The following is a 13,258-nucleotide window of genomic DNA, read 5'->3' on the forward strand; positions in this document are numbered from 1 at the left end:
GCTGCGACCCCCCGCACCTGTGTTCGAGACGTCCGTGTCGTCTTGCGTCGCCAGGGACATCTCGCGGGTCACTTCCCGTCGATGGTCGGCTCGCCCTGCAGTGCGGCTGCGAGGTCGTCGACGTACTTCGGGAGGATGTACTTCAGCGACAGCACGGTCGGTGCGCTGATCGCGGAGGCCTCGGCGTCGTTCGCGTAGATCACGTACGACCCGTCGGCGATCGGCTCCCAACGGGAGACGACCTTGTTCTCGACCGTGTACTTCCCCTCATCCGCGCTGCCGCCCCAGGCCGCGAACAGGTCGGCCTGCACGTCGTAGAGGTTCTCGAGGCTGACTCCGGTGTACCAGTTGTCGCCCTCGGCGCTCGCGAGGAAGCTGTCCATCGCCGAGGTGGAGGTGAAGCCCAGCGCCTCGGTGATGCGCACGCGCGGGTCGTACTCGAGGTAGACGCCGAGGTCGGTGCCGCCCTCGTTCAGGGTCAGGCCCCAGACGAAGGTCTTGTCCTGGAACTCGGGGTGCTCTCCGGAGAGGGTGGTGATCTGCTCCTCGGTCTCGGCGATCAGCTCCTCGGCCTTCGTCTCCTCCGACAGGGCCTTGCCGACCGTGCGGGTCATGCCCTCCCAGGTGCCCGGGTTCCACGGACCCTCGATGTACGGCACCGTCGGAGCGATCTCGCTCAGGCGCTCGTACTCGATGTCGGTGACGCCCGAGTAGAGGCTCAGGATGAGGTCGGGCTTGAGCTCCTTGATGGCCTCGTAGTTCGGGCCGTCCTCGACGAAGGGGATGATCTCGGGGGTCTCGCCGTATTCCTCGGTGACGTAGTCCTCGAACCAGGGCTGGTAGCCGCTCTCGTCGGCGCCCCAGACCTCTTCGATGCCGACCGGGTTGGTGCCGAGGGCCGCGACGATGTCGGGCGTCATCCAGCCGAGGGCGACCACGCGCTGCGGCTTCTCGGGGATCACGGTCTTCCCGTGGCCGTGCTCGATGACCACCCCGTCGACGGCGGCCGACGTGGGTGCGGATCCGGCGGCTTCACCGGATGCCGTGCACCCCGCCAGGGTGAGGGCGGCGGCGACGGCCGCGGCGACGAGGGCTGACCCTCGGCGGATCTTCGGGCGCGCAGAAGCGTGCGACATGGTTCTCCTTCGGGAAGGGGGGAGGGGTGTGCCGCGTCAACGCGGCGAGAAGTTAGGTAAGCATGCCCTAACAGAACGATGTTAGAACGCGGATGACTCGCTCAGTGTCGCCGGAGCGACGAGTTGTGTCGCGGATCCGACAATCGCCGTCGGTGCGGCCGCGGCCGTCACCGCCAGTAGAGCTGATGGGCCGCGTCGGCCTGCACACGTGCGACGTGCTGACGGGGAGTGAGCCCGAACCGTTCCTTGAAAGCTGCGGAGAATGCGCTCGTGGTCGCGTAGCCGCAGCGATGCGCGGCGGCGCCGATGGGGGTGCCGTCGACGATCAGGCGCGCCCCCAGGGTCATCCGGACTCCCGTGCGCCACCGGCCGAAGCTCATGCCGACGTCGTTCTGGAAGATGCGCAGGACCGTGCGTTCGTGGAGCCCGTGCGCGAGGAACAGCTCGACGGAACCTCGCGGATCGCCGGGGTCGGCGAGTACGGCCTGCACCAGTGCGGCGACGCGCTCGTCGGCGGGCATCGGTACCTCGCCCCATTCGCTCGCGGCCTCGGGCAGCGGCTGCTGCAGCATCTCGATGAGCACCGACTGGATGCGTACGCGCAGGTCGGTGGGCATGTCGTTGATGCCGAGGTGGAGGAGCATCTCCTGCACCGCCCGCGGCACCAGCACGCGGGTGATGTCGTCGATCGGGGCGATCAGGGCGGAGTCCGGGATGTAGGTGTAGCAGCCGATCGAGTCGGGCTCGTGATGGGCGGTGTGCGGGGTGTTCGCGGGGATCCACACGCCCTGCCCCGGGGCCAGGCGCCACCGCGCGTCCTGCAGGTGCACCCAGACCGTGCCGCGGTAGCACCAGGCCAGCATCGGATCGGCATGACTGTGCGGAGGGGAGAGTGGGCGGGAGCCGGTGTCCTCGGCCGTGACGACACCCGTGCCCATGAGATAGGGCTCTGCCACGGTCGACGGAAACGAGGGGCTCGCCGCCCAGTCGTCCTGCCGGTATGAGTTCATTCGCGCTCCGCGTGAGGGCCGCGCGTGCAGCCGTGGAGCGGATGCCGCGCGGCTCGCCGTACCCCGCAATGCTAGCCGGGCTGCAGCGGGAGGCTGCGTGAGGCCCGATGATGGAGACATGCCTTCCGCCCATCGCCCCGGTCTGCGGGTCTCGTCGGGTCTCACGATCCCCGAGGCCGAGCTGTCGTGGCGCTTCTCGCGGTCGTCGGGTCCGGGAGGGCAGGGCGTGAACACCGCCGACTCGCGTGCGGAACTCGTCTGGGACGCGGCGAACTCCACTGCGCTCACGCCGTATCAGCGCGAGCGGCTCCTCGATCGGCTGAGCGGCCGTCTGGTCGACGGGGTGCTGACGATCGCGGCATCCGAGCATCGTGCGCAGCGGCGCAACCGCGACGCCGCGCGCGACCGGCTGGTCGCGCTGGTAGCCGAGGCGCTGCGCCCGCCGGCGCCCCCGCGTCGTCCGACCAAGCCCAGTCGCGGGTCGAAGGAGCGTCGGCTCAAGGCCAAGCAGCGACGGACGGACGTCAAGAGTCTGCGCCGCCGGCCTCGCGAGGATTGAGTCCGCGCGGCAGCCAGCTCTCGATGCCGTCGAGCAGCCGCTGCAGCCCGAACTCGAACAGCGCATCCAGGTCGAGGTCGAAGTCGTCGGATCGCACCAGGGAGGCGAGTAGCGGCAGGTCGGTCGGCGACACCATCTCGGCGATGTCGGTGGATCGGGTGGTCATGTACTCGTCTGCCGTGAGGCCCGTGTCCTGACGCTGCTCGGCCTCGAAGGCGATGTCGGTCGCCAGGGACTTGACGTGGCTGAAGACGATGACGCTGATGTACATCATCGTCTCCATGCTCAGCCCGAGTGGGGCCAGGGCACGCAGGCACCACTCGGTGTAGCGGAAACCGTTGGGGACGAGCTGCGGCCGCGAGATCGACATCACCCCCGCGAGCCAGGGATGCCGTTGGAAGCTCGCCCACTGCAGTCGCGCCGCCACCTCCAGATCGGCGCGCCAGTCCGCTGACGGCTCGGGAAATGACTCCTCCCCGAGCACCGCGTCGATCATGAGCAGGATCAGGCCGTCTTTGCTCTCGACGTGCCGGTAGAGGGACATGGTGGCGGTGCCGAGCTCGGCGGCTATCCGCCGCATCGAGATCGCCTCGATGCCTTCGGCGTCCGCCATCGCGATCGCGGTCGCGACAACGGTCGCGGTCGTCAGCGAGGGGGTGGGCGTCGTCGTGGGGGAGGCGACGACGCTCCCGATCCCCGGCGTCGAGACGATCAGCCCCTGCTGCTGCAGGAGCAGGAGGGCCTTGGTGGCGGTGGCGATCGCGACACCCCAGTCGCGGGTGATTCCGCGTGCCGAGGGCACGCGGTCGCCGGGGCGCAGTTCCCCGGAGGTTATCCGGTCGGCGATCTCTGCCGCGATGGTCTGTGAGGTTGCTCGCACCGTACTAGTACACCACCCTTCAATCTAGAACACTTGTACAGCGTATATCGGCTGTATTACCGTGCAGGATATGAACGAATACAGCGTACTCATCTCCGGCGCCGGCATCGCAGGACCCGCCCTCGCCCATTGGCTGCACCGGCAGGGCATCCGGTCCACGATCGTCGAACAGGCGCCCGACGTGCGTCTCGGTGGGCAGGCCGTCGACCTCCGCGGACTCGGCGAGGTCGTCGCCGAGCGGATGGGCATCATGCCCCGCGTGCGCGAGCGCATCGTGCACGAGAAGGGTCTGCGCTACATCGACAGCGCGGGCCGCGAGCTCGCCACGATGCCTGCCGATCTCTTCGTCGGCGACGGCAGTCCCGTGACCGAGATCGAGATCATGAAGGGCGACCTGACGAAGATCCTCCTCGATCTCATCGACGACCACACCGAGACCGTCTACGGTGACCGGATCGAGTCGATGGCGGAGGGCCCGGATGGCGTCGAGGTCACCTTCCGCAGCGGTCTGGTCCGCACCTTCGATGTCGTCGTCGGCGCCGACGGCATCCATTCCGGTGTGCGGGCGCTCGCCTTCGGTCCAGAGACCGACTACGTCGTGCACCTCGGCGCGTACCTCGGCTACTGCACCGTGCCGGACGCCGGTCCGCTCGATGACTGGTTCGACATGTACAGCGAGCCGGGGCGGATGCTCGCCCTGCGGCCCGAGCGCGGCGGTTCGGCGAAGGCGATGCTGGCGTTCGCCGACACCGGCGTGGACGTGGATCGGCGCGACGTCGCCAGCCAGAAGCGGCTCCTGCGCGAGGTCTTCGCGGGGATGGGCTGGCGGGCCGAGGAACTGCTCGCGGCGGCGGATGCCGATGCCGACTTCCATCTCGACACGGTCAGCCAGGTGCACATTGACAGCTGGACCCGAGGGCGCGTCGCCCTGCTCGGCGATGCCGGTTACTGCGGGTCTCCCCTCACGGGGATGGGCACGAGTCTCGCTCTCGTCGGCGCGTATGTGCTGGCCGGCGAGCTCGGGCGTGCGGCCGGAGATCATGCCGCGGCCTTCGCCCGCTACGAGGAGATCATGCGCCCCTACGTCGCGACTGCCCACACTCTGGCACCCGGTGGTGTGGACGGCTTCCTTCCGCGCGGTCGATTCATGCTCCGGATGCGAGTGTTCACCGCTCGGCTCATGCACCACTGGCCGATGCGGCAGATCGTCGCGCGGATGCTCGACAAGTCCGAGGCGATCGAGCTCCCGGACTACGCCTCGACCGCGGTCACGACGATGCCGTGATCAACCTTGCCGCGCCTAAAGTTGATGGAGCGATTCCCCGATCAACTTTAGCGCATCTAAAGTTAATCAAGCCCGGGATTCGGTGATCTTGGCTTCGATCGGCGCCCAGCCGCTGTCGAGCAGCCGGAATCCTGCGTCCAGGGTGCCGAGGGGGTCGTCGCTGTCGTTGACGAGCAGCTGCATCTGCAGCACGAACCGGGCGTAGACGCGGATCTCGGCGATCGGTTCGGCGAGACCGAGTTCTTCGGCGATGGCGTCGGCGAGCGCGTCTTCGTGCCGGAGCCACATCTTCGCCGCGTAGTCGCGCAGTGCCGGCGTCTCGTTGAGGAAGCGCAGGAACACGCGGGTGACGTCGTTGCCGTGTTCGTCGACGTTCGCGCGGAGTTCCGCCGTATAGAAGTCGTGGATCGCACGGTTGATCGTGGTGCCCGTCGGCCGGTCTCGGACGGTGGAGACGAGGCGGTCGCGCTGCTCGTCGTCCTCGTCGAAGACGAGGGCTTCCTTCTGCGGGAAGTGCGCGAAGACGGTGGTGGGGGAGACGTCGGCGGCGTCGGCGACCTCGCGGATGCTCACGTTGTCGAAGCCGCGCTCGAGGAACATCATCGTCGCGACGTCGGAGATCGCCTTGCGGGTCGCGGCCTTCTTCCGTTCGCGGCGCCCGAGGGGCTCTGGGGTCGTCATGTCCTCACCTTATCGTGAACCGACCACAAAACTGGCTTGACACCAAAACTGGTATCGCTACACTTTCGGTATGACTTCACCTAACACCCTCACGCGCCGGGAACAGAACCGCGCGTGGATCATGCTCATCGTGCTGACGATGCTGACTGTCATCGGGATGACGGTCGTCCTCCCCGTCCTGCCTTTCGTGGTGCTGCAGTACGTCTCGCACGAGGGTGACCTCGCCATCTGGGTGGGCGTGCTCGAGGCGGTCAACGGGCTCTGCGCCTTCCTGGCCGCACCGTTCCTCGGCCGCCTCTCCGACCGGTTCGGCCGTCGACCCGTCATCATCGTCGCCGCCTTCGGGGCCGCGTTCTCGATGGCGCTGTTCGGCATCGGCGGCGCGATCTGGGTCCTCGTCCTCGCCCGCGTCATCCAGGGATTGACGGCCGGCGACCTGCCGGCCCTCTTCGCCTACCTCGCCGACATCACCCCGCCCGAGCAGCGTGCCAAGCGCTTCGGCCTGCTCGGTGCGCTGTCCGGCATCGGGACCATGATCGGCCCGGGGATCGGCGGTCTGCTCGCCGCCGTGAGCCTCCAACTCCCGGTCTTCCTCACTGCCGCGGTCGCCCTCACGATCGCGATCCTCAGTATCTTCCTGCTCCCCGAGAGCCTGAAGCCCGGCAACCGCATCGCCACGATCAAGCTCCGTGACGTGCAGCCGTTCGCGGTGTTCAAGGAGGCGTTCGGACGCAAGGAGCTGCGCGGGCTCATGATCGGCTTCGGCCTGCTCGCCCTGCCGTTCGGCTTCTTCGTGAACAACTTCAGCGTGCTGGCGCTCGACTCGATCCAGTGGGGGCCGACGCAGATCGGACTCCTGACCGCGGCGGTCGGCATCATCGACATCCTCATCCAGGGCGTGCTGCTCGGCATCCTGCTCCCGCGCATCGGGGAGCGCGGTGTGATCGTGAGCGGCATCGTCGCGCAGATGATCGGCCTCGCAGCCCTCGCCATCGTGGCGTCGATCTTCGCCCAGCCGTGGGTGTTCATCGTCGGCGCCCTCATGCTCGCCGCCGGCCAGGGTGCTTCGCAGGCCGCGATGGACGGCGCCATGTCGAACGCCGTCGGCGACGACGAACAGGGCTGGCTCGGCGGGGCGACGCAGTCGCTGAACGCGGCGATGGGCACGGCGGCCCCGCTCATCGCGGGCGCGCTCTACGCACTGGTCAGCCCCGCCGCCCCGTACTGGCTGGGCGTCGCGATCATGATCGTCGCCGTGGTCGTGGTCAGCCGCGCTCACATCGCGAACACCGCCAAGCGTCCTGGCGGTGCGGGCGCGGATGCCCCGCGGGAGTCCGTCGCGTCGCGTGAGCCGTCGGCTGGTGTGTTGACAGATTGATACACCGCGGGCAGACTCTGTATCACCTGAGTGATACACGGAGGCAGAACCATGGCGGGGATCGCGCTTGTCGGATACATCGTTTGCGTCGCGGCGGTGGTCGCAGTCGTGTGGTTGGTCGTCCGTGGCCGTCCACGGCGTACGGAGCCGCTGGCGGCATCCGTCCAGTCGCTTCTCGACGCGGCCAGGCGGCGGGCGGTGATCGCCGTCGTCTTCTCCGGCGTCGTGATCGTCGCCCTCTTCCTGGCGGGGTCCTTCCTGCAGTCGTTGGCGGGACTTCCGATCGCTCTCGCCCCTGCCCTGGGCGGCTCTGCGGGCCTGCTTCTCTACTCCGCCACCCCGCCTCGTGCGGTCGTGGTCGCCTCCGGCGCCGCACGCGAAGCATCCCTGACGCCCCGGACACCCCTGTCGTTCGTGCCCCCGGTGGGGACGGGCCTGCTCGCGGCGGCCGTGATCCTCCAGGTCGCGTTCCTCATCTTCACGGGGGTGACGTCGAGTCCGGACGGATCGGGCCGCTACCGGACCATCGCCTTCCAGACCGCGGACTCCGCCAGCGCCAGCAGCCCCTACCCCGGTTGGTTCTATGGTGCTCCTCTTCTCGTGGCGACGGTGGTCCTCGTGGCAGCCACGTTCCTCGCACTCTGGCGCGTCAGCTCCACACCCGCACTCCCCCAGCGCGAGCGCGCCGACGTGGATGCCGGCTGGCGGCGGGCGACCAATCGGATCATCCTCGCAGTCGGCGGCGCGATGCTCCTGCTCCAGTTCGGCGGTACCGCCCTCCAATCGGGGTCGGCGATGCACAACACCTATTTCGAAGGCGTCCCCCCGATCTGGGACGTGCTCGGTCAGACGCTCGCGGGAGCGGGACTCGTCCTGATGATCGGCAGCATCGTCGTCCTCACGCTCGCCACGCTCTGGGCCTTCACGCTCCCGGACGCGGCGCTCGCCGCCGGAGCACCGGCCGGTCCGCGGAACGCCGAGACCGCGCCTGCGGGACTGCCTCGATGATCATCTTCGATCCGCAGAGCAGCGTCGTCCCCTTCGAGCAGATCCGCGGGCAGATCACCGACCTGATCCGCTCCGGGGACCTCGCCGACGGCCAGAGACTGCCCTCCATACGCCAACTCGCCGCCGATCTGCGCGTCGCGGCCGGGACGGTGGCGAAGGCCTACGCGACCCTCGAATCCGAAGGTCTCATCGAAACCAGCAGAACTCGAGGAACCCGAGTCGCGCCGGGGAAAGCACATCCTCCAGAGGTTCAGCGTGCGGCGAAGCGCTATGTGAGCACCATCGGCGATCTCGACCTCGACCAGGCGCTCAGCGCCGTCCGGACCGCCTGGCTCGCACTACACCCCCAGACGCCCGCGGCGCACTGAGGCGATCCGGGGTCTTCGGGCGTCGCGTGGTTTCGTCAGCGGACATCCGCCGCGTGGGCGACCGGTCGCGGGAGTTCCCGCAGCCGCGCGATCGATGAGAGCAGCTCTTCAGGGGCGGTGCCGAGGCTCCCGAGCGCCTCGGCGGCAGCCGCACTGAACCCGCGGGTGTCGATCGGCAGGCGCGCGACGTTCGTGACGAGCCCCTTCTCGTTGGTGATCCAGTTGCCGGCCGAGGCGTGCCAGGCGTGCGCGGTGAGCATGGTGGTCGTGGTCCCGCACAGCGACACGTAGGCGACGTCACCGGACTTCGCACCCTTCAGGGCGGCGTTCAGCAGGAAGTCGACCTGCCAGAGGTTCGTGAGGAACGCGTCCCGCAGAGCCTCCGGGTAGGGGGTCACGCTGCGGGCGAGGCCGATCAGGATCCCCTCCGGGTCGCGCAGCGGCACACTCGTCGCGACCTCGCCGGCGTAGGCGACGTCGAGGAAGCCGAGCGGATGCCCCGGCTGGGCGTGGAAGGCGAACTCGCCCCTCGCGGCGCGAGCGCACTGCTCCGCCACCCGGTCCACGTCGCGGAGGATGAGATCGACCGGCACGCCGTCGACGATCAGCCAGGCGCCGCCGTCGACCCATGGACCCCAGCCGCCCCGTTCGGCGATCTCGACGGGCGCACCCGTCCAGCTGCTCGCCACACGACCCAGGCCCGCGCGGTCGACGTCCGCGTCGACATAGAGACCCAGGTCGATGTCGGAGTCCGGGCGATGCGTGCCCCGGGCTCGGCTGCCTCCGAGTGTGACGGCGCGCACACCGGGCACGCCGGTGAGTTCGTCGGCCATGGAACGGAGGCGGTCTTCATCGAGCACGACACCGATCGTACTCACGTCGTGCCCGCCGGGTGCGGGGCGGGTGATATCCGGAAATCCGCATAGCGTTGTGTTATCCGGAAAACGTAGTAGTCAGTCCTTCCCACCGCCGCGGACGAGTTCGAGTCCGGCCCCGGCGAACTGCCGCAGGGTGGCATCCGGCAGGAACGCCCGCGTGAGCGCGCCGCCGATGCGGGTGAGGTCGCTCTCGTCGCGGAACAGGAGGTACATCGTCTCGTAGCGCGGGTGGAACTTCTGCTTGAAACGGTGCAGTGAGCCGAAGCCGTAGACCGGTTCCAGAGCATCCGCCAGCCGGTCGCTGAGCGCGGCGATCACTCCCGCATCCGGCGGATAGTCGTGGGCGAGCGGTGCGCCGGAGAGCGACATGATCGCGGCCCCCTCCTCGGAGAACTGTTTCGCCGAGGATCCGATGAGATATTCCATCACCGGGCCGAACCCGCCGTCGCGGCGGCGCATCAGATCGAGCGTCCACCCGCGCACCGCGCCGTCGCCGCCGTACACGGGCAGCCACGAGAGGAAGCCGTCGATGTCGCCGTTGGGGGCGACGGCCAGCGCGAGGCGCACCTCCGGGTCCTCCGCCTCATCGAGCGTGCCGAGGGTGAAGCGCATCTCCGGCAGATCCTTGTCGCCGACCCAGGCTTCGGAGATCGCCCGCAGCTGCTGCTGCACACCCCAGGACTCGGCCTTCAGGTGCGTCATCCGGAAGGTCATGTCGTCGCGGCCGGCTCTGTTGAGCGAGGTGCGCACGGAGTTCCACCGCTTGCCCGTGAACTCCAGCCCCGGCAGGTCGACGATCGTGTCGTCGGCCACGACGATGCTGCGCCAGGTCGAGGGCACGGCGGCCCGGGTGGCCTCATCGGCGCTGAAGAAGCACGGCACGAGACCTGCCTGCTCAGCGGTGCGGATGAACTCCGTCACGGCCTGGGCGCGAGAATCCGCCGGGCCGATCGGGTCGGCGAGCGCCAGAGCCACGCCGTTGCGCCGCTGATACGCGACGATGCCGCCGGTCACGCGGGCGTAGCTGTTGCCGTCCCAGGTCGTCATCCACGACAGGGTGCCTCCGCCGTGCGTGCGCAGCTCCTTCTTCATGTCGTCCGCCGTGGGGGAGGGCTGGATGCCGAGCTTCGTCTTGCGCCTGGCCCCGAACGCCCGGCGCACCCAGATGAGGTAGACGAGCATGACCAACCAGAGGAAACCGTTCGCCAGGGAGAGCTCGGTCTCGCCGTCCCAGCGGAAGTCGACCTGGGCCTGGCTGAAGACGGTGATGAGGGTGAGCACGAGCGCCGCGACCAGGACGTTGAAGATTCCGAGCAGCAGTGCGAGCACCCAGGTCCAGCGGCGGCCGCGGCGCAGACCGTTCATGAGCACCAGGATCACGACGACGTCGATCGCGAGGTCGATGAAGCCACCCGATGCGGGTTCGGTCGGGCCGAACGGGCCGTCGGTGGGGAGGAGGGTCGTGATGATCTCGACCGCGCCGAGCACGAGGATGGCGATCACCGCGATCAGCCTCTGCTCGCGGACGGTCGTGTGCCGCACGCGCAGCGAGCGGTCGACCACGAGGATCAGCAGCACGGCGAGCAGGTGCTCGAGGTCGGCGATCTTGCCCCAGAACAGCATCGCGATGAACACGAAGCCGAGCAGGATCAGCCAGCCGCGCACCCGCCACGGTGGGCGGAACAGGCCGACGGCCGCGGCGATGCAGGCTATGGTTCCGCCTGATGCTCCGACGTCGAGCGCCTGCGCCTGGGTCGTGGCCCACTCCCAGGGGAACTGCGAGAGCAGGAGGAGCAGGAGCGCGGTGGCGAAGATCGCGAACAGCTGACCGATCCAGTAGTACGCGAGTGCGACCCGCGATCCGCGCCGGAACTCCAGGTACGCCATGCCCCAGAAGCCGGCGATCGTGAACACGTAGACCCACGGCTGGTTCACGAAGAACGTGCCGGTCAGCGGGGTCCACCACTTGCCGTCGACGAGGTTCGGCAGACCGTAGGCCACGGTCGAGAACAGCTTCGTGTCCTCGAACGGTGCCCAGAGCCCGTTCCAGGCGACCCCGACGATGAGGATCAGCAGCGCCATGATCAGCGTCGCCGGGATGCGGCGGACGACGGCGATGGCCGGACGGGGCGTGGGGGAGCGCTCCTCAGTCATGCGCTCAGCGTAGCGAGGGGACTCCGTGCTGTGGCTACTCGCCGCGCAGCACCCGGCGGAGCTCCGCGATCTCATCGTTCGTCATGCCGCCGCTGCGCAGATAGCCCGAGACGTCGCCGTGGTTCGCGTCGATCCACTCCAGGGCCGCCTCGATGGCCGAGGCGGGAGACTCGGTCGCCAGCGTCTTGAGGGCGGGAGTGAGGGGGACGCCGAGGGAGGTGATGAGTCCGGTGAGCGCCTCGGCGAAACCGAGAGCCAGGTTCTTCTCCGTCTGCGTGTAGTCCTCGACGATCACCTCGCGCGGCACACCGGCGACCGACAGCAGGATCGCCGCGGCGAGTCCGGTGCGATCCTTGCCCGCCGTGCAGTGGAACAGCACTCCGGGACGTTCGGTGCGAGAGGCGGTGAGCACGGTGCGCGCGACGGTCGCGAACTGCGCGGCGCTCGCCTCGAGGATCGCCACATACAGCCCCTCCAGCGTCGGCACCTGCTTCAGCACGTCGGCGACCTGCGTGACCGACAGGCTCGCGCCACCCGCCGCGGGAAGCAGCCGCTTCACCATCTCGTCCATGGCGCCGCCCTGCATCGGCAGGGGCAGCAGGGTGACGCTGCCGTCTTCGGGAAGCCGGTCCGCCGCGCGGGAGCGCTCGCCGTCGGTGCGCAGGTCGATCACGGTCCCGATGCGGAGGTCGACGAGTTCCTGCAGCCCCTCGTCGGTGAGCCCTGCGAGGGCGTCGGAGCGGAAGAGGAGACCGGAGGCGAGCGTTCCGCCGCCGGTGAGCGGGAGCCCGGTGAGCTCTCGAGCGTTGTGCGTCCCCTGCAGAATCGACGTCAGTTCCATGGTCGTCCGGGCCCTCTCCCTGATTTTGGTCTCAGCGTATCGGGAGTGCACATCCGGCGTTCTCACCGTTTCGGGGTGGGCGTGGACGTTTCGTCCTGTGCTGCACATATACAGGTATGGAGCGAATCGAGGAGAACGAGATGCGCGGCATCGGGGATGACGATCTGGACCGCGCGCTGCAGGTCGCGGGCGAGCTGATCGCGCCGCGAACGCCGGAGCTGGAATGGGAGCTGGCGAGGCTCTCGGTCGCGACGAGAACGCGTGGTCGGCGAACTCGGTCCCATCGGGTCGGAGCGATCGCGGCCGCCGGTGGTGTCGCCCTCCTGTTGGCGGGCGGCGCAGCGGCCGCGGCCACAGGCCTCTGGCGGCCGTGGGCGGAGACGCCGGACGGGACGTTCACCTATGTGCTGCCCAGCGGGATCGAATGCGAGGAGCGGGTGGGCGAGATCACGGCAGAGAATCCCGAGGTGCGCGCGGCGATCCAGAGCATCTTCCGGGACACCGACGTCGTCGCGGCGGCCGATCCCGTGCAGTGGGAGCGTCGGCTGGAAGCGCAGCCCGACGTCACCGAGACCGCCCGCTCGTGGATCGAATCGGGCCGCACCACCCTCCCCACAGTCGACGACGTCATCGCGCAGATGGCCATGTCGCGCGCGGTGAACGACGTCGTCATCACCGAGCTCGAGGAGCGCGGGTTCGACCCCGAGCGGCCGGACAACATGATCGCCTCGAGCGGGCAGGCGATCTGCACGGAGGAGGGCCGGTGAACCCGGTGTCGGGAGGGGGCGCCCGTGCCCGTGCCCTCGATTGCATCTCGGCATGCTCGCCGGATCTGCTGGCGTATTTCGAACGGAGAACGGCGAGCGCTGACGCCGCCGATCTCCTGTCCGAGACGATGCTCACGGCATGGCGGCGTATCGACGACCTGCCGAAGGACGACATCGAGGCGCGGATGTGGCTGTTCGGGGTCGCGAGGCGGATCCTCGCGAACGCCGAACGGGCGGCCGTGCGGCGGTGGAAGCTCGCGGAGCGACTGCGGGGCCACCTGGCCACCCATCCGCACACGCACGACGACGCCCC

Annotated in this window: 14 protein-coding genes; 7 read left to right on the plus strand and 7 right to left on the minus strand. The window is 68.9% G+C overall.

All coding sequences use genetic code 11. From position 1 onward, the window contains the following. Positions 1-68: 68 nt before the first annotated feature. The gene (locus tag ACNPM4_RS10995) at positions 69-1,136 is read right to left on the minus strand and encodes an ABC transporter substrate-binding protein (RefSeq protein ID WP_448985723.1); all 1,068 of its coding nucleotides are present in this window, start codon (positions 1,134-1,136) and stop codon (positions 69-71) included. A 167-nt stretch (positions 1,137-1,303) separates the two neighbouring features. Then, on the minus strand, positions 1,304-2,146 hold the full coding sequence (locus ACNPM4_RS11000; protein WP_448985725.1) for a helix-turn-helix transcriptional regulator: 843 nt from the start codon (positions 2,144-2,146) through the stop codon (positions 1,304-1,306). 118 nt (positions 2,147-2,264) lie between these two features. On the opposite strand from ACNPM4_RS11000, the gene arfB reads away from it, so the two are divergent. After that, complete coding sequence (arfB, locus tag ACNPM4_RS11005) at positions 2,265-2,705, plus strand: alternative ribosome rescue aminoacyl-tRNA hydrolase ArfB (RefSeq protein WP_448985726.1); 441 nt, start codon at positions 2,265-2,267, stop codon at positions 2,703-2,705. Here the strand turns inward: arfB and ACNPM4_RS11010 are convergent. Further along, positions 2,671-3,585 carry a TetR/AcrR family transcriptional regulator gene (locus ACNPM4_RS11010; RefSeq protein ID WP_448985728.1) on the minus strand — a complete coding sequence of 305 codons (915 nt, stop codon included), beginning with the start codon at positions 3,583-3,585 and terminating at the stop codon, positions 2,671-2,673. The two genes, arfB and ACNPM4_RS11010, sit on opposite strands and share 35 nt — an antisense overlap. 70 nt (positions 3,586-3,655) lie before the next feature. Between ACNPM4_RS11010 and ACNPM4_RS11015 the strand changes: the two genes are divergently transcribed. Next, on the plus strand, positions 3,656-4,870 hold the full coding sequence (locus tag ACNPM4_RS11015) for an FAD-dependent monooxygenase (RefSeq protein ID WP_448985730.1): 1,215 nt from the start codon (positions 3,656-3,658) through the stop codon (positions 4,868-4,870). 66 nt (positions 4,871-4,936) lie between these two features. Here the strand turns inward: ACNPM4_RS11015 and ACNPM4_RS11020 are convergent, their stop codons facing one another. Further along, a complete protein-coding gene (locus ACNPM4_RS11020; protein ID WP_029260888.1) occupies positions 4,937-5,551 on the minus strand; it encodes a TetR/AcrR family transcriptional regulator in 615 nt (204 codons plus the stop codon). Positions 5,552-5,621: 70 nt separating this feature from the next. Between ACNPM4_RS11020 and tet(42) the strand changes: the two genes are divergently transcribed. The 3 genes from tet(42) (at position 5,622) to ACNPM4_RS11035 (ending at position 8,305) form a co-directional block, all read left to right on the plus strand. After that, the gene (tet(42), locus tag ACNPM4_RS11025) at positions 5,622-6,929 is read left to right on the plus strand and encodes a tetracycline efflux MFS transporter Tet(42) (protein WP_448985732.1); all 1,308 of its coding nucleotides are present in this window, start codon (positions 5,622-5,624) and stop codon (positions 6,927-6,929) included. Between the two features lie 96 nt (positions 6,930-7,025). Then, complete coding sequence (locus ACNPM4_RS11030; protein ID WP_448985733.1) at positions 7,026-7,937, plus strand: hypothetical protein; 912 nt, start codon at positions 7,026-7,028, stop codon at positions 7,935-7,937. After that, positions 7,934-8,305 carry a GntR family transcriptional regulator gene (locus ACNPM4_RS11035; RefSeq protein WP_036302860.1) on the plus strand — a complete coding sequence of 124 codons (372 nt, stop codon included), beginning with the start codon at positions 7,934-7,936 and terminating at the stop codon, positions 8,303-8,305. Before ACNPM4_RS11030 ends, ACNPM4_RS11035 begins: the two co-directional genes overlap by 4 nt. 35 nt (positions 8,306-8,340) lie before the next feature. On the opposite strand, the gene ACNPM4_RS11040 is transcribed toward ACNPM4_RS11035, so the two are convergent. The 3 genes from ACNPM4_RS11040 to ACNPM4_RS11050 form a co-directional block, all read right to left on the minus strand. Further along, the gene (locus ACNPM4_RS11040) at positions 8,341-9,165 is read right to left on the minus strand and encodes a nucleotidyltransferase domain-containing protein (protein WP_051662261.1); all 825 of its coding nucleotides are present in this window, start codon (positions 9,163-9,165) and stop codon (positions 8,341-8,343) included. Positions 9,166-9,258: 93 nt separating this feature from the next. Next, positions 9,259-11,337, minus strand: coding sequence for a bifunctional lysylphosphatidylglycerol flippase/synthetase MprF (locus tag ACNPM4_RS11045; RefSeq protein WP_448985734.1), 2,079 nt, complete (start codon positions 11,335-11,337; stop codon positions 9,259-9,261). Positions 11,338-11,371: 34 nt separating this feature from the next. Beyond that, complete coding sequence (locus ACNPM4_RS11050; RefSeq protein ID WP_448985735.1) at positions 11,372-12,178, minus strand: tyrosine-protein phosphatase; 807 nt, start codon at positions 12,176-12,178, stop codon at positions 11,372-11,374. A 140-nt stretch (positions 12,179-12,318) separates the two neighbouring features. On the opposite strand from ACNPM4_RS11050, the gene ACNPM4_RS11055 reads away from it, so the two are divergent. Further along, the gene (locus tag ACNPM4_RS11055; RefSeq protein ID WP_400857917.1) at positions 12,319-12,945 is read left to right on the plus strand and encodes a hypothetical protein; all 627 of its coding nucleotides are present in this window, start codon (positions 12,319-12,321) and stop codon (positions 12,943-12,945) included. Beyond that, a partial coding sequence (locus tag ACNPM4_RS11060) for an RNA polymerase sigma factor (RefSeq protein WP_448985736.1) occupies positions 12,942-13,258 on the plus strand: 317 nt, incomplete at its 3' end. The genes ACNPM4_RS11055 and ACNPM4_RS11060, both read left to right, overlap by 4 nt.

It is taken from the genome of Microbacterium umsixpiens (assembly GCF_053543675.1).

Coding starts and splice junctions, on each gene's coding strand:
- ACNPM4_RS11055 (WP_400857917.1), top strand. CDS start 12,319: ATGCGCGGCATCGGGGATGACGATCTGGACCGCGCGCTGCAGGTCGCG.
- ACNPM4_RS11035 (WP_036302860.1), top strand. CDS start 7,934: ATGATCATCTTCGATCCGCAGAGCAGCGTCGTCCCCTTCGAGCAGATC.
- ACNPM4_RS11020 (WP_029260888.1), bottom strand. CDS start 5,551: ATGACGACCCCAGAGCCCCTCGGGCGCCGCGAACGGAAGAAGGCCGCG.
- arfB (WP_448985726.1), top strand. CDS start 2,265: ATGCCTTCCGCCCATCGCCCCGGTCTGCGGGTCTCGTCGGGTCTCACG.
- ACNPM4_RS11015 (WP_448985730.1), top strand. CDS start 3,656: ATGAACGAATACAGCGTACTCATCTCCGGCGCCGGCATCGCAGGACCC.
- ACNPM4_RS11000 (WP_448985725.1), bottom strand. CDS start 2,146: ATGAACTCATACCGGCAGGACGACTGGGCGGCGAGCCCCTCGTTTCCG.
- ACNPM4_RS11045 (WP_448985734.1), bottom strand. CDS start 11,337: ATGACTGAGGAGCGCTCCCCCACGCCCCGTCCGGCCATCGCCGTCGTC.
- ACNPM4_RS11050 (WP_448985735.1), bottom strand. CDS start 12,178: ATGGAACTGACGTCGATTCTGCAGGGGACGCACAACGCTCGAGAGCTC.
- ACNPM4_RS10995 (WP_448985723.1), bottom strand. CDS start 1,136: ATGTCGCACGCTTCTGCGCGCCCGAAGATCCGCCGAGGGTCAGCCCTC.